Genomic DNA, 21,608 nt, shown 5'->3' on the forward strand with positions numbered 1-21,608 from the left:
GCCGCGGGCCTCGTCTTCGGCATCCTGGGCCTGCGGAGGGAGCCGACCGGCCGCACGCTCTCGATCTGGGGCATCGTGCTCAACTCCGTCATGCTCGGCCTCGTCCTGCTCTTCGCGATCGCCGTGCTCGTCGTGGTCGTGCTCGTGCCGCTCGCGGCCCTCGCGTCGGGCAGCGACTACCGCTGATCCGCCGCTTCCCGCGTCCCGCGCCTCCTGTCCGCTCCGGCGGCGGGAGGCGCGGTCGTTCCGCGCCCGCCGAGCGGACGCTCCGCGCCCGCGTCCGCCGCCGCCCCGCGCCCCGGCGATAGGCTGGCCGCGCAGTTCGCGAGCCCCCTGCACCCTCCGGGGCCGCACGACGACAGCAACGGAGCTGGACGTGACCCTCGCACCGAGCACCCTCCCCGACCGCGACCCGGAAGGCAGAGCCCTGGACGACACCGAGACCCCCGAAACGCGCACCGAGAGCGACTCCCTCGGCTCGATGGAGATCCCCGCCGAGGCCTACTGGGGCATCCACACGGCGCGGGCCCTCGACAACTTCCCGATCTCGAAGCGCCCCATCTCGATCTACCCCGATCTCGTCCGGTCCCTCGCCACGGTCAAGCTCGCGGCCGCCCGGGCGAACACCGAGCTCGGCAGCCTCGCCCCCGCCAAGGCCGAGCTGATCGACGCCGCGTGCCGCCGCATCATCGACGGCGAGTTCCACGACCAGTTCGTGGTCGGCGTGATCCAGGGCGGCGCCGGCACCTCGACGAACATGAACGCGAACGAGGTCGTCGCCAACGTCGCACTCGAGATCGGCGGCTTCGAGCGGGGCGACTACGCGCACCTGCACCCGCTCGACGACGTCAACCGCAGCCAGTCCACCAACGACGTCTACCCGACCGCGATCAAGATCGCGATGACCTGGTCGCTGCGCCGCCTGCTCGACGAGCTGGCGCTGCTGCGCGAGTCGTTCTCCCGCAAGGCGGTCGAGTTCGGAAGCGTCCTGAAGGTCGGCCGCACGCAGCTGCAGGACGCGGTGCCGATGACGCTCGGCCAGGAGTTCCACGGCTTCGCGACGACCCTCGGCGAGGACCACGCCCGTCTCTCCGAGACCATCTGGCTGCTCGCCGAGGTCAACATCGGAGCCACCGCGATCGGCACAGGCATCACCGCCGATCCGCGCTACGGCGCGGCCGCTGTCCGCCACCTCAACGAGATCACCGACCTCGACCTCGAGATGGCGCAGGACCTCGTCGAGGCGACGAGCGACACCGGCGTCTTCATGTCGTTCTCGAGCGCGCTCAAGCGCTCCGCGATCAAGCTGTCCAAGATCTGCAACGACCTGAGGCTCCTCTCCTCGGGCCCGCAGGCCGGCTTCGGCGAGATCAACCTGCCTCCGCGCCAGGCGGGATCCAGCATCATGCCCGGCAAGGTGAACCCGGTCATCCCCGAGGTGGTCAACCAGGTCGCCTACTCGGTGGCCGGGGCCGACGTCACGGTCACGATGGCGGCCGAGGCGGGTCAGCTCCAGCTCAACGCCTTCGAGCCGGTGATCGCGCACTCGCTGCTGCAGAGCATCACCTGGATGACGCAGGCCTGCAGGACGCTCCGCGAGAACTGCATCGACGGCATCACCGCGAACGTCGACCGGCTCGAGGCCATGGTCGCCTCCTCGGTCGGGGTCGTGACGGCGCTCACGCCGAGCATCGGGTACACCGCGTCCGCCGCCCTCGCGAAGGCCGCCCTCGCGACCGGCCGCAACATCGCCGACCTGGTGGTCGAGGCGGGGTTGATGTCGCGCGAAGAGGTCATGAGGCTCATCTCGCCGGCCCGACTCTCGGGCATCGAGGCGATGACCGCGGCGCTCCCGATCATCGACCCCGCGCCGGAGGCGTGACCGCGGCCGCGAGGCGCGCCCCGGCGTAGCTGCGCCAGGGCGCCCAGCGGCGCCCGGCCTCGGCCAGCCCGCGTTCGCCGGCGGGCAGGCCGAGCGCCGCCGCGCCCCGCCGGAGCACGGGATCCCCTGTGAGCAGGACGTCCGGATCTCCGGTCGCCCGCTGCGCCACCTCGGCCGCCGTGGCCGCGTCGATCCCGGGGACCGCCAGCAGCTGCTCGGCGAGCTCCTCCCGGTCGGCGTCGAGCCGCAGGGCTCCCTCGGCGAGCAGCGTGCAGGTCCGCACCAGCACGTCGGCGGATCCGCGGAGCACGTCGGCGGCGTGCTCGGCGATCACCGCGGGGGAGGGGAAGGCGCGTGCGATCGATCCGCTCGCCACGGACTCCGGGAGCGTCGCGCCGAGCGCCGCGACCAGCCGTGCGGCCTCCCGCCGGCCGAGCAGCGCGCGCACCAGCGTCTCGGCCGGATCGACGGAGCCGGGCACGCGGACACCGGGGCGGGCGGCGACGCTCGGAGCGAGTGCGGGATCGGCCGCGAGGGCCTCGTCCACGGCGCGGGCGTCCGCGTCCAGGTCGAGCAGCCGCCTCACCCGGGCGACCAGCGGCCCGACGTCGGCGACGGAGACGAGCGTCGCGCTGCAGCGGACGCTCTCCCCGTCCGCCGCCAGCCGGATCAGCGCCGCGCCCCCGGGCAGGACGAGCGAGCGCGCGTAGCCGCCGGGGGACGCCTCCTCGATGCCCGGGAGCGCGGTGCCGCCGAGCACGTCGAGCACCCCGGGATCGAACGGAGCCCGCACTGCCAGCCGGAGCTCCAGCGTGGTCGCGCCGTCGTGGACGCTCGCCTCGGAGCGCGTGCCGCGGGCCGAGGCGCGCAGGGCCGTCGGGGTCCGCTCGTACACCTCCGCCAGGGTCGCGTTGAACTGCCGGATGCTCGTGAAGCCGGCGGCGAAGGCGACGTCGGACACGGGCAGGTCGGTGCTCGTGAGCAGGAGCCGGGCGGTCTGGGCGCGCTGGGCGCGAGCGAGGGCCAGCGGAGGCGCGCCCAGCTCCTCGCGCAGGATGCGGCCGAGGTGGCGCGCGCCGTAGCCGAGCCGGGCGGCCAGCCCCTCGACCCCCTCGCGGTCGACCACTCCGTCGGCGATCAAACGCATGGCGCGCGCCGCCGTGTCGTCGCGCAGGTTCCACTCGGGGGAGCCGGGGACGGCGTCCGGCAGGCAGCGCTTGCAGGCGCGGAGCCCCGCCTCGTGCGCGGCGGCGGCCGTCGGGTAGAAGCGCACGTTCGCGCGCCGCGGCGTGATGGCGGGGCAGCTCGGACGGCAGTAGATGCCGGTGGAGTGCACGCCGGTCAGGAACCGCCCGTCGAACCGGGAGTCGCGGGAGGCGACGGCGCGGTAGCGCTCCTCGAAGAGCGGATCGGAGTCGGGCACGCCTCGAGCCTCGCACGCGGCGACGTCGAGCAGGAGCGGGAATCGGACACGGGCGTCCGCACCCCGGCCCTCCTCCACGCGCCCGGCGCGTGTCAACCGCCGACAGCGCACCCCGCCCGTGCCCTACTGTCGGCCCCATGAGCGCCTATCCGCCGCCCGCACCGCCCGCCACCGCCCGCCCCTCCGTCGTGCCGACCGTGCTCGGCTCGATCGGCGTGGCGCTCCTCGGGATCCTGCTGCTGCTCGTGCTCGCCTACGTGGTCCTCGGACTCGGCGTCAGCGCCGCGGGGATCTGCGCGGTCATCGCCCTCGTCCCGCTGACCGTGGTTCTGCTGGGCGTCCGCTGGGTCGACCGGTGGGAGCCGGAGCCCGCGCTGGGCCTGTGGTTCGCGTTCCTCTGGGGTGCGGCCGGATCCGTCGCGATCGCGCTCCTGGTCGACCTCGGCGTGCAGATCGCCGTCTACGCGTCCGGGCAGCAGCCGAGCGGATCCGACTTCGTCGGCGCCGTGATCCAGGCGCCGCTGGTCGAGGAGACGGCCAAGGGGATCGGCGTCCTCCTCGTCCTGCTGATCTGGCGCCGGACCTTCGACGGACCCGTCGACGGCATCGTCTACGCGGCCGTCGTCGCCTCCGGGTTCGCCTTCGTCGAGAACATCCTCTACTTCGGCAGCGCGCTGGTGGAGGGCGGTCTCGGCTCGCTCGCCGTGACCTTCTTCCTCCGTGGGGTGCTCTCGCCCTTCGCGCACGTGCTCTTCACCGCCTGCACGGGCGCGGCCCTCGGCTTCGCCTCGAACCGGCCCGCCGTTGCGCGGCTGCCCATCGCCCTGCTCGGGCTGGCGCTCGCCGCGTTCCTGCACGCGCTCTGGAACGGCTCGTCGTTCCTGGTGTCCGACTGGTTCGGCTTCTACGGCGTGGTCCAGGTGCCGCTGTTCGCGGTCGCCGTGGTCGTGGTGGTGCTGCTGCGCCGGCAGGAGCGGCGCGTGACGCTCCAGCGGCTCGACGACTACGCCGTCGCCGGCTGGCTCTCGCCGGCCGAGGTGCGGATGATCGGCACCGCGGAGGGGCGCCGCACCGCCGCCCGCTGGGCCCGGAGCGCGGGAGGGGACCGGCCGCGGGCGATGCGGGACTTCCTCCGCTCGGCGACGCGGCTCGCGCACCACCGGCAGCACCTCCTGCTCGGCCGCGGCGGACGCACCGGAGCGGTCGACGAGCAGGTCCTGCTCGACGAGCTCGTCGCCCGCCGGGCGGTGCTCACCCGCTGAGCCGGGGCCGCCCCCGCTCAGCCCCGGCGCGCTAGGCGGAGGCGCTGCGCACGCGGCGCTCGCCGGCCGTCACGGGCACGCCGAGCCGGTTCTGCGCGGGCGGCAGCGGGCAGTTGTAGTGGGGCGAGAAGCCGCACGGCGGGATGTAGGCCCGGTTGAAGTCCAGGAGCACCGGACCGGGGGTGCCCGCGTCGGCCGCGCCGCCGATCCGCTGCACGACGAGGAAGCGGCCGACGGGGTAGCTCGCGAGCTCCGGGTCGTCGCTGCGGTTGGTCGGATCGCCGAACGGGACGAGGAGCGTGCCGCCGTCGTCGAACGCCGCGACCGTGTACTCGCGGGCGCGCCCGTCGTCCACGAGCGAGAAGGTGATGTCGCCGGGCACGACGAGCTCGCGGGTGGCGCCGTTGTCGCGCAGGTGCTCGAACGGGACGGTGCGGTCCTCGGCGACCGGCTCGAACCACGCCTCGAGCACCCAGGCGGCGTCGAACGGGAAGGTCTCGATGGCGTCGAAGGAGCGGATGCCGTCGGAGGCCGCGTCCCAGACGCGGTAGCCGTACTCCGGCTCGCCGGTGTCGAGGTTCTCGCGGCGCATCCGCGTCAGGGTCGCCGAGGGGCCGTAGCCGGCCAGCGCCTGCTCGTCGTCGATGCTCTCGGCGGGCTCGAGCCAGCGCGTCTCGACGAGGGCGAGATCGCCCCGGGGTCCGGTGACGCGCTCGACGCGTCGGGCGAGCCACGACTCCCAGCCGGCGCGCGCCGACTCCGTGAGGTCGATCGAGGCGCGGGAGGGGGCGGTGACGCTGCTGCTCGGAGTGGCCATGGAGCGTGCAACGCGGGGCCGTCCGGTTCTCTTCCCGGTCGATGACCGGACGGCGGACGGCTCCCGCGAGAAAGAGCTCGACGCCCTGCGGCAGCGGCAGGGCCGGCTGCTCGGACGGGGCGTCGAGCTCTTCGTGAGAGAGAGGATGCTCCTCCGCGGCGCCGAGCGCAAGAGGCATCCGGATCCCGCTGTCGGGACGGGCCGCTTCGGATCGCTCGGTAGACTGGACCGCCTGTTTTCCCGCGGCCCCCGGAGCGCATCCCGCGCCTCCCGGCCCGCGGCGGCGGACCCTCGGAAGGCGGACGATGACGGACGGCAGCACTGTGCAGGCCACCGAGCTCTCTCGGGAGCGCGACTACGTGGCGGCGCTCTACGCCCGCCTCGACGAGCTGATCGCCCAGGCCCGCGAGGCTCTGGACACCGTTCGCATCGAGAGCGTCGGCGGCAACCACCAGAGCCGCTCCGAGCGCGACGCGTACGCGCGGCTCTACGAGGACCGCATCCGCTCGCTCACCGGCGCCGACGACCGGCTCGCCTTCGGCCGGCTGACGCTCGCGGACGCCGACGCCGAGCACCGCTACATCGGCCGGATCGGCCTGAGGGACGAGGAGCAGGACACGCTGCTGCTCGACTGGCGCGCCCCGCAGTCGGCCGCGTTCTACCAGGCCACCGCCGCCCGGCCGATGGGGACGCGCGCCCGGCGCCACCTCACCACTCGGGGCCGCGAGGTCCTCCGCTTCGAGGACGAGGTCTTCGACGAGGAGCTGCTGCGCGAGGGCACCGTGCTGCAGGGCGAGGGCGCGCTCATGGCGGCCCTCGGTGCGCAGCGCACCGGCCGGATGCACGACATCGTCGCGACCATCCAGAGCGAGCAGGACCGCATCATCCGGTCCGAGCTGCGCGGCGTGCTCGTCGTGCAGGGCGGGCCGGGCACCGGCAAGACCGCCGTCGCCCTGCACCGGGCCGCCTACCTCCTGTACTCCTACCGAGACCGCATCGCCTCCTCCGGCGTGCTCGTGGTCGGCCCCTCACGCTCCTTCCTCCGCTACATCGAGGCGGTGCTGCCCTCGCTCGGTGAGACGGGCGTCGTCCTCTCGACGCTCGGCCAGCTCTACCCGGGCCTCGACCTCGTCGAGGAGGACGTGCCCGCGGTCGCCCGCGTGAAGGGCTCGGCGCGGATGGCGGAGCTGCTCAAGCGCGCGGTCCGCTCCCGCCAGACCGTCCCGGCCGAGACCCAGGTGCTCGACGTCAACGGCGAGAAGCTCCGTCTGGAGCCGCAGGACGTGGAGCGCGCGATCACCCGGGCGCGCGACACCCGCAAGCCGCACAACGAGGCGCGCGTCTCCTTCGTCAAGACGCTGCTCTCGCAGCTCACCCGCCAGCTCGCCGATCAGCTGCGGAGCCACGGCAGCACGGTCGACGAGGCCGACGAGGCGGTGCTGCGCGAGGACGTGCGGACCGCCCACGACGTCCGCGTCGCTCTCAACACCGCGTGGATCCCGCTGACCCCCGAGAAGCTGCTGCAGGACCTCTACGCCCGTCCGAACTGGTTCGCGACGCTCACGCCGCGCTGGAACGCCGCGCAGCGCTCCCTCCTCCGCCGCGACCGCGACGCTCCGTTCACGGTCTCCGACGTACCGCTGCTCGACGAGGCCGCGGAGCTGCTCGGCGCCTACGACGACCACGCCGACGCCTCGAAGAAGGCCGAGAAGGAGCAGCGCAAGCGCGACGTCGAGAACGCGGAGGCCGCCATCCGCAACATGGGCGTCGACGGCCTCGTCAATGCCAAGGACCTCGCGGCCGGCTTCGCCGAGCGCTCGGTGCTCGGCACCACCGCCGAGCGGGCCGCGGCCGACCGCACCTGGACCTACGGGCACGTCGTGGTCGACGAGGCGCAGGAGCTCTCGCCGATGCAGTGGCGGGTGCTGCTGCGCCGCTGCCCGATGCGCTCGTTCACGATCGTGGGCGACGTCGCGCAGGCGTCCGGCGCCTCCGCCGCCTCGAGCTGGGACGCCGCGCTCCGCGACACCTTCGGCCGCCAGGGCCGGGGAGTGGAGGCGGCGCCGTGGCGCCTGGAGGAGCTGACGGTCAACTACCGCACGCCCGCGCAGATCGTCGCCTTCGCCGAGCGGACGGCGCGCGAGAACGGGCTGGAGATCACGCCGGGGGAGGCCGTGCGCTCCACCGAGTGGCCGGTGCAGACGATCCGCGACCGCGGCGACGCGAGCCTCGCCGAGCGGGTGCTGGGGGCCGTCGTCGAGGACCGGGCGATCGAGGCGGAGGGGACGCTCGCGGTCATCGCGCCCGACGACGACCTCGCCCCGATCGCCGAGCGCCTCGAGGAGCGGTTCGGCCGGGAGGTGGGCCGCGGAGCGACCGGGCTCGACCGCGCGATCGCCGTGCTGTCGACGAACGACGCCAAGGGGCTCGAGTTCGACTCCGTGATCATCGCCCGGCCGCGCCTCATCGCGCAGACCGGCGAGCGCGGCGCCGCATCGCTTTACGTCGCGATGACCCGGCCGACGCAGCGCCTCACGCTCGTGGAGTGAGTGCTCGCAGCCCGCTCCCAGACTCCGCTCCCGAGCGCCGTAGGATCGAGGCATGAGCAGCGAGAACCTGACCAAGCCCGAGGTCGACGCCCCTGAGGGCCCGGCCCCCGACACCCTCGTCGTCGAGGACATCGTCGTCGGCGACGGCGCCGAGGCGCAGCCCGGCTCGACCGTCGAGGTCCACTACCTCGGCGTCGAGTACGACACCGGCGAGGAGTTCGACTCCTCCTGGAGCCGCGACCAGTCGATCAACTTCCCCCTCAACAACCTCATCCGCGCCTGGCAGCAGGGCATCCCGGGGATGAAGGTCGGCGGCCGCCGCAAGCTGATCTGCCCGCCCGCGCTGGCGTACGGCCCGGCCGGTGGAGGGCACCCGCTCTCCGGCAAGACCCTGATCTTCGTGATCGACCTGCTCGGCACCGAGTAGCTCCGAGCACACGACGAAGGCGCAGCTCCTAACGGGGCTGCGCCTTCTTCACGCGGTCGACCAGCTCGCGCCAGGCTCCGTCGAGCTCGGTCTCGCCGAGGCGGACATGGTGCGTCTGCACACGGATCTCGTAGACGAAGCGGTCGGCCCGGCCGGGGGACTCGCCGTCGGCGGCGTCCCAGGGGAGCGAGCCGAGCAGGTCGCGCCAGGCGCGCTCGTCGGGCTGCTGCTCGACGTCGACCCGCCACACCCGGCGGAGGCCGGCGACTCCGCCGCTGCGCGACACGATGACGTCCATGCGCGCGATGCTACCCGCCTCCGCCCTCGAGCGGACCGGCTCAGGCGGACAGCGTCACGCCGACCGTCGTCCAGCCGGTGCGCACGGCGGCCTCGACCTCGGAGCCGGATCCGTAGCGCTCGGCGGCGGCCCGCACGGTGAGCGCCGCGAACGCCTCGAAGTCGGCCGTCGCGGTGAGGACGCCCCCGGTCAGCACGTCGTACCAGACCTGCCCAGCGCGCTCCCACGCCTTCCCGCCGAGGGTCGTCGCCGCCACGGCGAACGCGCGGTTGGGGATCCCCGAGTTGATGTGCACTCCGCCGTTGTCGTCGTCGGTCTCGACGTAGTCGGCCATCGAGCCCGGCTGCGGGTCGGAGCCGAGGACGTCGTCGTCGTAGGCGGTGCCGGGGGCGATCATCGACCGCAGGGCCGTGCCCTGCACCTCGTCGGTGAAGAGCCCCTCGCCGATCAGCCAGCTCGCCTCGTCGGCGCTCTGGCCCGCGCCGTACTGCTCCAGCAGGGCTCCGAACACGTCCGAGACCGACTCGTTGAGCGCTCCGGACTGGCCGCGGTAGACGAGGTTCGCCGTGTACTCGGTGATGCCGTGGGCGAGCTCGTGGCCGATCACGCTCTGCGAGACGGTGAAGCGGCGGAACACCTGGCCGTCCCCGTCGCCGAAGACCATCCGCGAGCCGTCCCAGAAGGCGTTGTCGTAGTCGTCGCCGAAGTGCACGGTCGCGTCGAGCGGGAGCCAGGCGTCGTCGATCGAGTCGCGGCCGTACGCACCCTGCAGGAAGGCCGACATCGCGCCGAGGCCGTCGTACGCCTCGTCGACGGCCGCGTCCCCCGTGGCCGCCTCGCCCTCGCGGCGGACGACCGTGCCGGGCAGGGTCTCCTCGGTCCGCGCGTCCGCGATGGTGCGCTGGAGGGACTGCACGCGGGTGCGCGGCGAGGACGTCGCGGCGGCGGTCGGCGCCCCGCGGTCGGGCGCGGGCTCTCCGGGCCGGACGCGCCGGAACGGCACGTCCTGCTCGAGCGAGCGGCTCGCGGCCCGCGCGGCCCGGGCGAAGGCCGGATCGTCGAGGCGGGCGATGCGGACGAGGAGGTACGGCGGCACGACGGTTCGTCTCATGCCCCGATCCTGGCACCGACGTCCGACACGGTCCCGGGCTCGCCCGGCGGGCCCGCATGCGGTAGCGCCGAGCGGTAGCGTGAGCGCGACGAGCGGTTTCCAGCGATCCGGGGCCAGGCCCCGAGGACGACGAGGGCGGACATGGGCATCATCACGCGGGGCTTCTTCGGCAAGAGGGAGACGGACCCGGACCTCCCGCCGGGCCAGCACCTCGAGAACGGCTTCCCCGTCCTCTCGATCGGGCCCACCCCGAACATCCACGAGTGGGCCTTCTCCATCGACGGCGGCCCCGCGGGCGTCCGCCGCTGGAACCGGGAGGAGTTCGACGCGCTTCCGCACGAGGACGTGCACACCGACATCCACTGCGTGACCCGGTGGTCGAAGCTCGGCACCAGCTGGCGCGGCGTCTCGGTCGACACGCTGCTGGAGGGCCTGGAGACGGACGCCGGCTTCGTCATGGCGCAGAGCTTCGGCGGCTACACGACGAACCTCCCGCTCGCCGAGATCCGAGGCGGCAGGGCCTGGGTCGTCACCGAGTTCGAGGGGAAGCCCCTCGCGGCCGAGCACGGCGGCCCCGCCCGGCTCCTGGTGCCGCACCTCTACTTCTGGAAGAGCGCGAAGTGGGTGCGGACGCTCCTTCTGATGCCCGGCGACGAGCCCGGCTTCTGGGAGCAGAACGGCTACCACATGCACGGGGACCCCTGGAAAGAGGAGCGCTACTGGTGATGTGGACGGAGGCGGTGGCCGAGTCGGTCGCGCCGCTCACGCCCACGTCGCGCCTCCTGGTGCTCCGCGTGCCCGGGTGGCCGGGCCACCTGGCGGGGCAGCACCTCGACGTGCGCCTCACCGCGCCAGACGGCTACCAGGCGAGCCGCTCCTACTCGATCGGCGCCCCGGCCGACGGGGAGCGGGTCGAGCTCGCGGTCGAGCGGCTGGACGACGGGGAGGTCTCCCCGTACCTGGTCGACGGCCTCGAAGCGGGCGACCGGCTCGAGATCCGCGGTCCGATCGGCGGCTGGTTCGTCTGGCGTCCGGAGCAGGCGGAGCCGGTGCAGCTGATCGCGGGCGGGAGCGGCGTGGTGCCGCTGATGGCGATGGCGCGCGAGCACGCCCGGTCCGGGAGCGCGGCGCGGATGCAGCTGCTCTACTCGGTCCGCTCGCCCGTCTTCGCCTACTACCGCGAGGAGCTGGCGGCGCTCGCCGAGCTGCCGGCCGCGACGGGCGGAGTCGCGGTGGACCACGTCTTCACCCGGGTGGCGCCGGCGGGAGCGGCGCGTCCGGCCGGCCGCGTCACTCCGGAGCTGCTCGCCGAGGCGGCTCTGCCGGCCTCGCTCGAGCCGACCGTCTACGTGTGCGGCCCGACCTCGTTCGTCGAGGCCGTCGCCACCGCCCTGGTCGAGCAGGGCCACGCGCCCGAGCGCGTCCGCACCGAGCGCTTCGGCGGCGCCTGACGCCATTCCCCGCGAGGCGCCGCGCCCCGGCGGCGCCCCGGGGGGAGGGATCACTCGAAGGAGACGGTGCGGTTCTCGCCGATGTCGGGCTGTCCGCCGGTGACGGCGGCCTTGAGGACCTTGAACAGCACGACCGGACGCGGCTCGTCGGTCGCCCACAGCTCGACGGTCTCGGCCTCGACGCGGATCAGCGCGACGGTCGGGTCGTCCTTGCCGTCGGGGAACCAGCCGGCGACGGCCGGGGACCACAGCTCGTCCACCTTCGCCGGGTCGTGCACGACGGTCGCCGAGCCGGCCACCGACAGGTAGCCCTTCTTCGACTCGAACGCGACGTTGACGCTCGGGTTCGCGCGGATGTCGTCGACCTTGGGCGACGGGTCCTGCGTGAAGAACCACAGTTCGCCGTCGAAGTCGATGTCCTGGGCCTTGAGCGGACGGCTGACGAGCTGCCCGGTGGCGTTGACGGTGGTGAGGAGCCCGATCCCGGCGCTCTTCACCATCTCGGTGATCTGCTCGCGGTCGTCGGAGTCGGCGGGAGTGATGTCGGTGTCGGTCATGGTGCCGACGCTACGCGGACCGTGCGCCGCCGCAAGGGGTGGCGACGCCTCCCCGCGCGTGTCTAGCGTCGAGGCATGGACACCGAATCGACGTACACCGCCATCCTCGACAGCGGAGCGGAGCAGGAGAGCATCCGCCTCGAGATGATCGACGGCTCCCCGCAGCGCTCCTTCACCCGCCTGGCCGACATCGACGGCGAGGAGGTCGAGGTGGTCTGGGAGCTGGAGCCCGACGACGACGGCTTCCACGTCTACCGCCCGGTGCGGGTCGAGGGCCGCGACGACGACAGCGGACTGGTCTCGGACGACCGGCTGACCGACGGCGGCGGCGCCGACGCGGCCTCCGGCGACTGATCCCCGGCGCGCCCGTCCGCCGGCCTGAGCCGAGCGGGCGGGCGCGCTGTCCCATCCGGCTCGAGGGAGACGCCCCTCCGCTCAGGCCGTCGGGTGCAGGGCGTCGTACCCACGGAACCCCGGTCGGAGTCGCAGCACCGCGGCGAGGATCGCGATGATCGCGAGCCCGCCCGCGAGCGGCGGCAGCCAGAGCAGCGCGAGCGAGGCGAGCAGTCCCGTGTAGAGGTCGCCGACCCGCGGGCCGCCCGTCACCACGACGATGAACACGCCCTGGAGCCGACCCCGCATGTTGTCGGGGACCGCGGTCTGCAGCATCGTCTGCCGGAAGATCGAGCTGACGTTGTCGGAGGCGCCCGCGCCGGCCAGGGCGACCGCCGCCAGCGCGATGAGCACCGCGTTCGGCGCCGACGCGTCGTGCTGCACGAATGCGGCACCGAGCAGGACCGCGCCGAACGCGACCACGAACGCTCCGTACACCTGGATCGAGCGGCCGATCGCGAGGCCCTGTCGGCGGACCCCGGTGAGCCGGCCGGAGAAGACGCCGCTGATCAGCGCCCCGACCGCGAACGCGGCCGTGAGGGCGCCCACCGTCACCGCGCCTCCGCCGAGCAGCACGGCGGCGGCGGCCGGGAAGACCACGCGCGGCTGTCCGAAGGTCATGGCCACGATGTCGACCAGGAAGGACATCCGGATGTTCGGGGCGCCCTTCAGGAAGCCCAGGCCGTAGCGGAGGGACTCCAGCCCCGGCCGCTGCCGCTCGCCCTCGGGCACGAGCGCCGGCAGCCCCGCGATGCCGAGAAACGCGGCGAGGAACAGCACGACGTCGATCGTGTACGTGATCGCGAAGCCGGAGGAGGCGACCAGCACGCCGGCGAGGGCGGGCCCCACGGTCACCTCGACTCCGCTCGCGATGCCGCCCAGCGCGGCGGCGGCGGGGACCAGCTCGGTGCGGAGCAGCCGCGGAGCCAGCGTCATCCGGATGGTCACGATCACCGTCGTCGCCACCGCGTTCACGGCGGTGAGCACGTAGAGGGAGAGCGGGGTCTCGGCGCCGAGCCAGGCGAGGGCCGCGATCCCCGCGGTCGAGCCCCAGGCCACGACCGCGGCGAGCAGGAGCACCAGGCGGCGGTCGAACGCGTCGGCGAGCATCCCGCCGTAGAGGCCGGCGATCACGGTCGGGACCAGCGCCACCACGCCGACCAGCGCGACCGCGAGGGTCGATCCGGTGAGCTCGTAGATGTGCAGGCCGACCGCGACGATCGTCATCTGGCCGCCGATGCCCGAGACCACGTTGCCGGCCCAGAGCCGGGCGAAAGCCGGGGACTCGCGGAGGGGGGAGACGTCGAGGACGTGGCTGCGCCGGGGGGCGCGGGGGGTCTGGCTCACTCGCTCCATTCTGCTGACTCCGCCGCCCCGGCGGGCCGCGTCGCGCCGATCCGGGGGCTCAGGGGTCATCCCCTAGGGTGAGAGGCATGAGCACGTCATCCGACGGCGCGCCCGGGCGTCAGGGTCCTCCTGCCCCGCGAGCAGCCGGAGCCGCCCCCTCGCGACGCTCGATCCGCACCGCCGCCGAGGCGGGCGCGCGTCGCGCGGCGGCCGCCACGGGCGGTCGGCGCAGCTCCACGGGCGGCGTCCGCGCCGGAGCCGCTCGGACCGGTGCCACGGCCTCGGGAGCTCGCGGGTTCCTCCGCCGCTACGGAGCCGGGATCGTCTCGGTCCTCCTGGCCGTCCTCGCGGTCCCGCTGTCGTTCTTCGTCTGGTACGCCCTGATCTCGCTCGGCGCCTACCCGGGCGACCAGGCCGTCAGCGACCTGCTGGTCGGCGTGCTCTACACCGCGCTCGTGCACGCGGTCCTGCTCGCCGGGATCCTGCTCGCCGTCTCCACCCTCCGCGCCCGGCGTCGCGAGAAGCGTCCGCCGATCGCCGGCTGGATCGGCGTGGTCCTCAACGTCCTCGTGCTCGTCTACTGGCAGCTGCTGGTCTCGCCGTGGCTCGTCGTACTCTGGAACCGGGCCACCGGCTCCTGATACCGCCCTCCCTCTGGTAGAGTCGTCCGGTTGCCGTTCGACGGCCGCGGATCAAGAGAGCCCACGCATCAGGCGCCGGGCACCGCGCAACGAGAGAGAGGGGATCCCATATATGGCACTCGAAGCAGATGTCAAGAAGGCGATCATCGAAGAGTACGCGACCCACCCCGGTGACACCGGATCCCCCGAGGTGCAGGTGGCCGTCCTGACCAAGCGGATCAAGGACCTCACCGAGCACCTCAAGGAGCACAAGCACGACCACCACTCGCGTCGTGGTCTGCTGCTGCTCGTGGGTCAGCGTCGTCGACTCCTCGGCTACCTGTCGGATGTGGACATCAACCGCTACCGCTCGCTGATCGAGCGTCTCGGTCTGCGCCGCTAGCTCCTCCCGGAGCAGGGCGCGGTCTCGATGACACCGCGAACTTCTTGCCGAACGGGCCGTCCTCCTCGCGGAGGGCGGCCCGTTCGCGTTCCCGGGCGGACGAGGCGCGCGGCGCCGGTCAGGGCAGGGGAGCGGGGCGGTCGACCCCGCCCCACGAGTAGCCGCTCGAGGCCGAGAACCAGTCGGCCGCGGCCCGCTGGAGCGCCGTGTCCTCCTCGGGGCGGCCGGGAGCCTCCACGGCGTCGACGAGCCCGGGCAGGGCGATCCGCCAGGCCGCCGCGCTGCGCTGGGCGCGGCCCCAGTCGCGCGCGCACACCGGGTCCTCGGCCGCCGCGGCGAGAGCCCGCGGCGAGGTCACCCGCCAGCCGGTGTCCGACTCCGCGACCACGACCGCGCAGGTGAGCGCGGCGCCGCGGATGATGCTGTCGGGACCGGCGGAGGGGCCGATCGCCTGATCCTGAGCCGCGACCACCGCGGTGAGCGCGAGCTGCAGCCGGGTCGAGGGCTCGTCGGGCCGCGGTCGGATCCTCCCCTCGCCGGCGGAGACCGAGGCCGCCGATCCGGGTGCGAGGAGCAGCCCGGAGGAGGACTGCGACGCGTGCAGGCTCAGCAGACCCGTCACTCCGTCCGTCCCGCTCGTCACGCCCCGCACCGAGGAGTCGCCGAGACTCCAGACGACGGGGGTGCGGTTGTGGATCGTGAGGCGCCGGTGGTCCTCGTCGAGGCAGGCCACGAGGTGGCCGGCCGGCACGCCCGCTCCGCCCTCGAAGGCGGACGAGGCGGCCAGCAGCTCCCGGGCGTCGTCGCACTGGGCGGGGGCGTCAAAGGCGGCGGCGGCCTGGTCGGCGACCGGCGCCCAGGGGGCGAGGGAGCCGTGCACGCCCGCGACCGCCGCCGTGGTGAGCGCCGCGGCGGCGAGGAGGAGGACCACGCCGCGCCTGCCCATCCTCCGCACCTCCTGGTCGGAGGCTAGCCCGGCACGGGCGCTCGGGCCAGCGCCGCGAGGGGCCCTCGAAGCGTCCGGCAGGAATTCTTTCGAGGAATCTCAGACCGGGTGCATCCGAGGAGGCGCCTCGGGCGGAAGTAGTGGTGAAGGCCCTTCTCGACCACCCCCCGACCCCTCGCGGGTCCCATCGTGAAAGAGGAACACCGTGACCACCTCCCGCTTCTCCCGCAGCCTGCTCGCCGGTGCCTGCATCGGAACCCTGGCCGTCGTCGGCATCGCCGCCACGCCCGCCGCCGCCGCCGACGCCGACTCGGCCGACCTCTCGGTCCTGCACGCCGTCCCCGACACCCCGGTCGACGTCTACGTCGACGGCAAGCTGACGCTCGACGACTTCACCCCCGGCTCGCTCGCCGGCCCGCTCGACCTCCCCACCGGCACCTACAAGGTCGCCATCACGGCCTCCACCGCCGCGGACGCCAGCGCCCCCGTGATCGGCCCGATCGACATCAGCCTCGAGGCGGGGAAGAGCTACACCGTCGCGGCGCACCTCAAGCCCGACAACACCCCCACCGCGACCCTCTTCACCAACGACATCTCGAAGACCGCCGCGGGCGAGGGCCGGCTCACGGTCCGCCACATCGCCGCCGCTCCGGCCGTGGACATCCTCGCCGGAGGGTCGCCCGTCCTGACGAACGTGACGAACCCGAACGAGGGCGTGCTGAACCTCGCCCCGGCCACGATCTCGACCGTGGTCGCCGCGACCGGGACCACCGCGCCGGTCATCGGCCCGGCCGACGTGCAGGTCCAGGAGGGCGTGAACACGATCGTCTACGCCTGGGGCAGCCTGGAGAAGGGCAACCTCGCTCTCGCGACGCAGACCATCGACGGACTGCACTCCTCGCCGTCGGGCGTCCCCGCCGGTGAGGCCGGCCTCGCCGCGGACAACCGCCCCGACGCCGCCGCGGGCTGGTGGGGCGGAGCACTGCTCGCCGCCCTCGCCGCCGCCGGCGCCGTGCTGATCGGCCGCCGCACCGCCGCCTCGCGTCGCTGACCCGAGGAACCGACCGCCGGGTCGGCCGTGCTGGAGCGCGGCCGTCCCGGCACCCCCGACCACGACCCAGGAGGACGCCATGAGCCGGAGCCCCTTCCCTCTGCGCGTCCTCGCCGTGGTCGGGCTGATCGTGGCCGGTGCCGGTCTCGCCGGATGCGCGGCGCAGGAGTCCCGGGTGGAGCCCGCTCCCGCCGCCGTCTCCTCGGCGCCCCAGCAGCCGGTGCCGGCCACGGTCCCCTCCTCGCCCACGGCGGCCCCGCCGGAAGCGGTGCCGTCCGTCCCGGTGGCGGACGCCCGGCTCGGCGCGACCCCCGCCCCCACCGCGCTCGCTCCCGAGCGGCTCGTCGTCGAGGGGCTCCCCGTCGACATGGCCGTCGAGCCGGTCGGAGTCGCGGACGACGGCACGATGGAGCTCGTGCCCGACACGCAGGTCGCCGGCTGGTACCGCTTCGGCGCCGGCCTCGACGAGCCGGAGGGCACGGTCGTGATCGCCGCGCACGTCGACTCCCTCGCCTACGGCCTCGGGCCGTTCGTCGAGCTGAAGAAGGCGGTCCCGGGCCAGACCGTGACCCTCACCGGCGCGGACGGCGCGGAGAGCGCGTACACCGTCTCGACGGTGGAGACCACGGAGAAGACCACGGTCGACCTCTCGGCCGTGTTCGCCGCCGACGGACCGCCGCGGCTGGTCCTGATCACCTGCGGCGGCGACTTCGACTACGACACCCGCCACTACCTCAGCAACGTGGTGGTCACGGCCGTCCCGGCCGGCTGATCCGCCCGCCCGAGCCTCAGCGACGTACGATGAGCCTCGCAGCGCCGCACGCCCCCGGGCGGCAGCGCTCCCCGCAGCCCTGGAGGGATCCCCTGATCGAGACCATCGAGCCCGCCGACGGCGCCGAGGCCGACAGCGCTCTCGTGGCCCGGCTCGGCCGCCGCTTCGCCGCAGGGGAGGAGGCGGCGCTCGCCGAGGCGTACTCGCGCTGGTCGCCGCTGGTCTTCACGCTGGCGCTGCGCTCGCTCGGCGACCGCGGCGACGCGGAGGACGTGGTGCAGCGCGTGTTCGTCTCGGCCTGGACCTCGCGCTCGGGCTTCGACCCCGGACGGGCGGCTCTCGGAGCCTGGCTGGTCGGGATCTCCCGGAGGAGGATCGCGGACGCGCACGAGGCCCGGGCGCGCGAGCGGAGGCTCACCGAGGCCCTCGTCGCCGTCACCCCGGTCGAGGAGGGGGAGGCCCCTGTCGACCTCGAGGCGCGGATCCTGATCGCCGACGAGCTGGCCCGCCTGGATCCCGTCCCCCGGCGGGTGATCGGCCTCGCCTTCTACGAGGACCTCACCCACACCGAGATCGCCGAGCGCACCGGCCTGCCGCTCGGTACCGTCAAGAGCCACATCCGCCGCAGCCTCGACCGGCTCCGCTCCCGCCTGGAGGTGAGCAGCACATGACCCACCTCGATCCCGACGAGCTCGCCCTGCTCGCCCTCGGCGAGCACTCGAGCGACGCCGAGCAGGCCCACCTGCGCGACTGCCCCGACTGCGCCCGGCAGCTGGTCGAGCTCGGCCACGCCGCGGGCCTGGGCCGTGCGAGCCGTGCTGTCGAGCTGGAGGCGCCGCCCGCGATCGTCTGGGACCGCATCCGCGAGGAGCTCGCCCTCGGCGACCTCGGGCCCGGCGCCCTTCCGTCGTCGGCGGCTGCCGTGCCGCCTCCGCTCGCACTTCCCCGGGGACGGCACCGTCCCGCGCGCCGCCGCCGGCCCCGCGCTCTGAGCGCCGTTCTGGCAGCTCTCGGCGCGCTCGTCATCGGGGTCGCGGGCGGAGCCTGGTGGCAGGCCTCGCGGAGCGACGACACCGCCGCCGTCGTGGCGCGCGCTGATCTCGCCGCTTTCCCCGACTGGCAGGGAGCGAGCGGAACCGCCGAGCTGGAGGACGCCGACGGCACCCGCCGCCTGCACGTGCACCTCGATGCGCAGAGCGCGGACGACTCGTACCGGGAGGTCTGGCTCCTCGCCGCCGACGCCTCCGGGCTGGTCGGGCTCGGCGTGCTCGACGGGACCGACGGCGTCTTCGCCGTGCCCGATGACGTCGACCTCGCCGAGTTCCCGCTCGTGGACGTCTCCCAGGAGCCGTTCGACGACGACCCGGAGCACTCCGGCGACTCGATCGTCCGCGGCCCCCTGCGCGAGGGCTGAGGCCTAGGCCGAGCGCTCCGCCAGCACGGCCGTGAGCGCCTGCACCGCGGCGGAGGGGCGCGGCGCCGTGCAGACCGAGAGCTCCCAGACCAGCCCCGGCCAGTCGAGCGCGAGGGCCGTGACGCCCTCCAGCGGCTCGACGCCCGCGCGCGGCACGATCGCCGGACCCAGCCCCGCCTGCACGAAGCGGGGGATCCCCGGCAGATCGGCGACCTCGGTGGCCACCCGGCGCGACGCCCCGGCCTCGCGGAAGGCGAGGTCGACGGCGACCCTGTTGCCGAAGCCGGCGGGCGTGTCCACGAAGGTGAGCCCGTCGAGGTCCTGCGGGGAGGGCGGTCCCGCCGCGGCGAGCGGATGCGCGCTCGCCACCAGCAGGACGTAGTCGCTGCGCACGAGCCGCGTCACCGCCAGGCCCCGCAGCTGCGTCGCCGGCAGTGCCAGCAGAGCGGCGTCGAGCAGGCCGCGGCGCAGGTCCTCGGCGAGACCGGTGGAGCCGGTGGTCGAGGTGCGCAGGAGCAGGTCCACCAGCGGGTGCCGAGTGCGGAAGACGCCGAGCGCGCCGGGCAGGTCGACGAGGTCGAGGGCGGAGAAGGTGCCCACCCGCACCCGCCCGCGGAGCCCCGCCGCGTCGTCGGCCGCGAGCGAGCGCATCCGGTCGAGGCTGTCGATCGCCGATCGGGCCGAGGGCAGGAGCGCCTCGCCGACCGCGGTGAGCGCCACCCGCCGGGTCGAGCGGGCGAACAGCGGCGAGCCGAGCTCCTGCTCGAGCGAGCGGATGCTCGCCGAGAGGGTCGACTGCACGACGAACAGGCGCGCGGCCGCCCGAGTGAAGCTGAGCTCCTCGGCGACGGCGACGAAGGCGGCGAGCTGGCGGTCGTCCATCCGCCCATTATCCAGCAGGGACGATCAATCCAACCGAGATCCTCCGTTGGACACGGATGATGGGGCGGAGCACTGTGGACACCGTGACCACCACCGAGCGCTCCCTCCCGTCCGTCCACCGCCGCGAGCTCCCGCACCGCCACGGCTTCTGGGTGATCGCCGTCGCCTTCCTCACGGTGATGGCGTTCTCGACCGTGCCGACACCGCTCTACGCGATCTACCAGCAGCGCGACGGGTTCCCGGCCTTCGTCGTCACCGTGGTCTTCGCCGCGTACGCGGTCGGAGTCGTGGCGAGCCTCTTCCTCGCCGGGCACGTCAGCGACTGGCTCGGCCGCCGCCGGATCCTGCTCGCGTCGATCCTCGTCGAGGTCCTGGCGGCCGCCGTGTTCCTGCTCTGGCCGGACGTGCCCGGGCTGATCCTCGCCCGCCTGCTGACCGGGCTCGGCGTCGGCGCGCTCACCGCGACGGCCGCCGCCCACCTCTCGGAGCTGCGCGCCGTCGCCCGCCCGGAGGAGGGCCCCGGCACCTCCCGCGCCGTCTCCGCCCTCGTCAACATGGGCGGGCTGGCGCTCGGCCCGCTCGTCGGCGGGGTGTTCGCCGTGACGGTGCGCGAGCCCCTGGTCGTCCCGTACGCCGTGTTCCTCGTCCTCCTGGTCGTCCTCGGGATCGGCGTCGCGCTCGTCCCCGAGACGGTCGAGCGGCGCGAGGTCCTCCCGGCCTACCGTCCGCAGCGCCTGGCCGTGCGGGCCGCCTCCCGCGGCGTCTTCCTCTCGGCCGCGGTCGGCGCGTTCGCCGGGTTCGCCGTGTTCGGCCTCTTCACCTCGCTGGCGCCGACCTTCCTCGCCGGGCGCTTCGGCGAGACCTCCCACCTCGAGGCGGGCGCGGTCTCCTTCGGGGTCTTCGCCGCCGGAGCCGTCGCGCAGCTGGTCTCGATCCGGCTGTCCTCGCAGACGGCGCTCCGCCTCGCGGCCGTGGCGCTGACGGCCGGGCTGCTGCTGGTCGCGACCGGCGCCGTGATCGTCTCGGTGTCCGCCTTCATCATCGGCGGGGTGCTCGCGGGAGCGGGCGTGGGCCTGCTCTTCCGCCTGGCGCTCGGAGTCGCCGGCTCGCTCGCCACCGACGAGACCCGCGGCGAGGTGCTCGCGGCCGTGTTCCTCGCCGCCTATCTCGGCCTCGCGGTGCCGGTCCTGGCGATCGGTGCCGCGCTCGCGCTCCTGCCGGCCGTCCCGGTCCTGCTCGGCTTCGTCGCCGTCGTGCTCGTCCTGGTGCTCGCGGCGATCGCCCGGATGCGGCGCACCGCCTGACGCGAGCGGGGGAGGGGCCGCGCGCTGGACAATGGAGGCATGAAGCTCTTCCCGTTCGGACGCGGCGACGCGAACCCCCTCCCCTCCGACGACCGCGGCTCGGGCAAGCTCGACGACTACGACTACGAGCTGCGTCCGAAGTCGCGGCGCGGCGACACCCTCCTCCGCCTCGCCGACTCCCGGCCGCACCAGGACGAGATCGCGCGGGTGCTCGCCCTCGGCGAGGACGAGGTCACGGCCGTGATCCCGCGCCGCACCGCGGAGGAGGAGCGCGTGGACGCTCCGATGCCGGTCCGCCTGTTCGCGGCCCAGCGCCCCTCGGGGCTCGTCGGCCAGGTGCCGCGCGGTCTCGAGAACGTGGTCGAGGCCGCCCTCGCCCGGCTCTCGGAGGCGGGGAGGTCGCCCCGCGTGCCGGCCCGCATCGTGACGGTGAGGGGCGGGCTGCGCGTCGAGCTGCTGATGCACGAGACGCGGGGCTGACGGGCGGAGGGCCCGCCGGGTCGGCGCGGTCCATGGAGGAACCGCACCGCGGCTGATAGCATGAACCGGTTCCGAATCCGAAAGCGACCGCCGGTCGACCCAGGATTCGAGCCACGGAGCAGGCCGGCAGGAAGCTGGTCCTCGGTGGTGGAGTCCCGGACGGCGGCAGCGTGCGACAGAGCGCGGGCCGCCGCGGCACGAGTCGCAGGCGGCACGTCC

The 21,608-nt window shown here is 74.2% G+C and carries 23 protein-coding genes and 1 pseudogene; 16 read left to right on the plus strand and 8 right to left on the minus strand.

Going from position 1 to position 21,608, the window contains the following annotated elements; genetic code table 11:
• Positions 1-186, plus strand: a pseudogene (locus C5C63_RS17075) (hypothetical protein); the annotation flags it as partial.
• A gap of 241 nt (positions 187-427) precedes the next feature.
• The gene (locus tag C5C63_RS11410; protein ID WP_258065447.1) at positions 428-1,882 is read left to right on the plus strand and encodes an aspartate ammonia-lyase; all 1,455 of its coding nucleotides are present in this window, start codon (positions 428-430) and stop codon (positions 1,880-1,882) included.
• On the opposite strand, the gene C5C63_RS11415 is transcribed toward C5C63_RS11410, so the two are convergent.
• A complete protein-coding gene (locus C5C63_RS11415) occupies positions 1,857-3,305 on the minus strand; it encodes a DNA-3-methyladenine glycosylase 2 family protein (protein WP_181067784.1) in 1,449 nt (482 codons plus the stop codon). The two genes, C5C63_RS11410 and C5C63_RS11415, sit on opposite strands and share 26 nt — an antisense overlap.
• 137 nt (positions 3,306-3,442) lie before the next feature.
• Here C5C63_RS11415 and C5C63_RS11420 point away from each other — a divergent pair, with 137 nt between their 5' ends.
• On the plus strand, positions 3,443-4,567 hold the full coding sequence (locus C5C63_RS11420; protein ID WP_104233243.1) for a PrsW family intramembrane metalloprotease: 1,125 nt from the start codon (positions 3,443-3,445) through the stop codon (positions 4,565-4,567).
• A gap of 31 nt (positions 4,568-4,598) precedes the next feature.
• Here the strand turns inward: C5C63_RS11420 and C5C63_RS11425 are convergent, their stop codons facing one another.
• Positions 4,599-5,384 (minus strand): DUF1684 domain-containing protein, encoded by a 786-nt coding sequence (locus C5C63_RS11425; RefSeq protein WP_104292034.1) that lies wholly within the window; start codon positions 5,382-5,384, stop codon positions 4,599-4,601.
• Positions 5,385-5,689: 305 nt separating this feature from the next.
• Here C5C63_RS11425 and C5C63_RS11430 point away from each other — a divergent pair, with 305 nt between their 5' ends.
• Positions 5,690-7,933 (plus strand): UvrD-helicase domain-containing protein, encoded by a 2,244-nt coding sequence (locus C5C63_RS11430; protein WP_104292035.1) that lies wholly within the window; start codon positions 5,690-5,692, stop codon positions 7,931-7,933.
• Positions 7,934-7,985: 52 nt separating this feature from the next.
• On the plus strand, positions 7,986-8,360 hold the full coding sequence (locus C5C63_RS11435; protein WP_104224823.1) for an FKBP-type peptidyl-prolyl cis-trans isomerase: 375 nt from the start codon (positions 7,986-7,988) through the stop codon (positions 8,358-8,360).
• A gap of 28 nt (positions 8,361-8,388) precedes the next feature.
• Here C5C63_RS11435 and C5C63_RS11440 read toward each other — a convergent pair whose 3' ends face one another.
• Together C5C63_RS11440 and C5C63_RS11445 are read right to left on the minus strand one after the other, a co-directional pair.
• Complete coding sequence (locus C5C63_RS11440; RefSeq protein WP_104233246.1) at positions 8,389-8,658, minus strand: protealysin inhibitor emfourin; 270 nt, start codon at positions 8,656-8,658, stop codon at positions 8,389-8,391.
• A gap of 40 nt (positions 8,659-8,698) precedes the next feature.
• Positions 8,699-9,769, minus strand: a complete 1,071-nt coding sequence (locus C5C63_RS11445) for a M4 family metallopeptidase (RefSeq protein WP_104260613.1) — start codon at positions 9,767-9,769, stop codon at positions 8,699-8,701.
• Positions 9,770-9,910: 141 nt separating this feature from the next.
• On the opposite strand from C5C63_RS11445, the gene C5C63_RS11450 reads away from it, so the two are divergent.
• Positions 9,911-10,495, plus strand: a complete 585-nt coding sequence (locus tag C5C63_RS11450) for a molybdopterin-dependent oxidoreductase (protein WP_104292036.1) — start codon at positions 9,911-9,913, stop codon at positions 10,493-10,495.
• Positions 10,495-11,220 (plus strand): FAD-binding oxidoreductase, encoded by a 726-nt coding sequence (locus tag C5C63_RS11455; RefSeq protein ID WP_104292037.1) that lies wholly within the window; start codon positions 10,495-10,497, stop codon positions 11,218-11,220. Before C5C63_RS11450 ends, C5C63_RS11455 begins: the two co-directional genes overlap by 1 nt.
• Positions 11,221-11,270: 50 nt before the next feature.
• Here C5C63_RS11455 and C5C63_RS11460 read toward each other — a convergent pair whose 3' ends face one another.
• Entirely contained in the window at positions 11,271-11,777 is a 507-nt protein-coding gene (locus tag C5C63_RS11460; protein ID WP_104224818.1) for a pyridoxamine 5'-phosphate oxidase family protein, read from the minus strand.
• Positions 11,778-11,852: 75 nt separating this feature from the next.
• On the opposite strand from C5C63_RS11460, the gene C5C63_RS11465 reads away from it, so the two are divergent.
• Positions 11,853-12,131 carry a hypothetical protein gene (locus C5C63_RS11465; protein ID WP_104224817.1) on the plus strand — a complete coding sequence of 93 codons (279 nt, stop codon included), beginning with the start codon at positions 11,853-11,855 and terminating at the stop codon, positions 12,129-12,131.
• Between the two features lie 81 nt (positions 12,132-12,212).
• Here the strand turns inward: C5C63_RS11465 and C5C63_RS11470 are convergent, their stop codons facing one another.
• Positions 12,213-13,517 carry an MFS transporter gene (locus tag C5C63_RS11470; RefSeq protein ID WP_258065444.1) on the minus strand — a complete coding sequence of 435 codons (1,305 nt, stop codon included), beginning with the start codon at positions 13,515-13,517 and terminating at the stop codon, positions 12,213-12,215.
• Positions 13,518-13,603: 86 nt separating this feature from the next.
• Here C5C63_RS11470 and C5C63_RS11475 point away from each other — a divergent pair, with 86 nt between their 5' ends.
• Together C5C63_RS11475 and rpsO are read left to right on the plus strand one after the other, a co-directional pair.
• Positions 13,604-14,158 carry a hypothetical protein gene (locus C5C63_RS11475; RefSeq protein WP_104224815.1) on the plus strand — a complete coding sequence of 185 codons (555 nt, stop codon included), beginning with the start codon at positions 13,604-13,606 and terminating at the stop codon, positions 14,156-14,158.
• A gap of 112 nt (positions 14,159-14,270) precedes the next feature.
• Complete coding sequence (gene rpsO / locus C5C63_RS11480) at positions 14,271-14,540, plus strand: 30S ribosomal protein S15 (RefSeq protein WP_068252328.1); 270 nt, start codon at positions 14,271-14,273, stop codon at positions 14,538-14,540.
• 118 nt (positions 14,541-14,658) lie between these two features.
• On the opposite strand, the gene C5C63_RS11485 is transcribed toward rpsO, so the two are convergent.
• Positions 14,659-15,486: a hypothetical protein gene (locus C5C63_RS11485; RefSeq protein WP_104326085.1), complete on the minus strand. Its 828-nt coding sequence runs from the start codon at positions 15,484-15,486 to the stop codon at positions 14,659-14,661.
• A 205-nt stretch (positions 15,487-15,691) separates the two neighbouring features.
• Between C5C63_RS11485 and C5C63_RS11490 the strand changes: the two genes are divergently transcribed.
• From C5C63_RS11490 to C5C63_RS11505, 4 genes are all read left to right on the plus strand, one after another.
• A complete protein-coding gene (locus tag C5C63_RS11490) occupies positions 15,692-16,537 on the plus strand; it encodes a DUF4397 domain-containing protein (RefSeq protein WP_104224813.1) in 846 nt (281 codons plus the stop codon).
• A 79-nt stretch (positions 16,538-16,616) separates the two neighbouring features.
• Positions 16,617-17,309, plus strand: a complete 693-nt coding sequence (locus C5C63_RS11495; RefSeq protein ID WP_104292040.1) for a class F sortase — start codon at positions 16,617-16,619, stop codon at positions 17,307-17,309.
• A gap of 29 nt (positions 17,310-17,338) precedes the next feature.
• On the plus strand, positions 17,339-17,980 hold the full coding sequence (locus C5C63_RS11500) for an RNA polymerase sigma factor (RefSeq protein WP_104226288.1): 642 nt from the start codon (positions 17,339-17,341) through the stop codon (positions 17,978-17,980).
• Complete coding sequence (locus C5C63_RS11505; protein ID WP_104326086.1) at positions 17,977-18,723, plus strand: anti-sigma factor; 747 nt, start codon at positions 17,977-17,979, stop codon at positions 18,721-18,723. Before C5C63_RS11500 ends, C5C63_RS11505 begins: the two co-directional genes overlap by 4 nt.
• A 3-nt stretch (positions 18,724-18,726) precedes the next feature.
• Here the strand turns inward: C5C63_RS11505 and C5C63_RS11510 are convergent, their stop codons facing one another.
• Positions 18,727-19,605 carry a LysR family transcriptional regulator gene (locus C5C63_RS11510; protein ID WP_104292042.1) on the minus strand — a complete coding sequence of 293 codons (879 nt, stop codon included), beginning with the start codon at positions 19,603-19,605 and terminating at the stop codon, positions 18,727-18,729.
• Positions 19,606-19,688: 83 nt separating this feature from the next.
• Between C5C63_RS11510 and C5C63_RS11515 the strand changes: the two genes are divergently transcribed.
• Together C5C63_RS11515 and C5C63_RS11520 are read left to right on the plus strand one after the other, a co-directional pair.
• Positions 19,689-20,909, plus strand: coding sequence for an MFS transporter (locus C5C63_RS11515; protein WP_258065445.1), 1,221 nt, complete (start codon positions 19,689-19,691; stop codon positions 20,907-20,909).
• A 39-nt stretch (positions 20,910-20,948) separates the two neighbouring features.
• Positions 20,949-21,389 carry a hypothetical protein gene (locus C5C63_RS11520; protein WP_104226292.1) on the plus strand — a complete coding sequence of 147 codons (441 nt, stop codon included), beginning with the start codon at positions 20,949-20,951 and terminating at the stop codon, positions 21,387-21,389.
• Positions 21,390-21,608 lie beyond the last annotated feature (219 nt).

It is taken from the genome of Rathayibacter sp. AY1B8, assembly GCF_002932775.1.
Taxonomy (GTDB): domain Bacteria; phylum Actinomycetota; class Actinomycetes; order Actinomycetales; family Microbacteriaceae; genus Rathayibacter.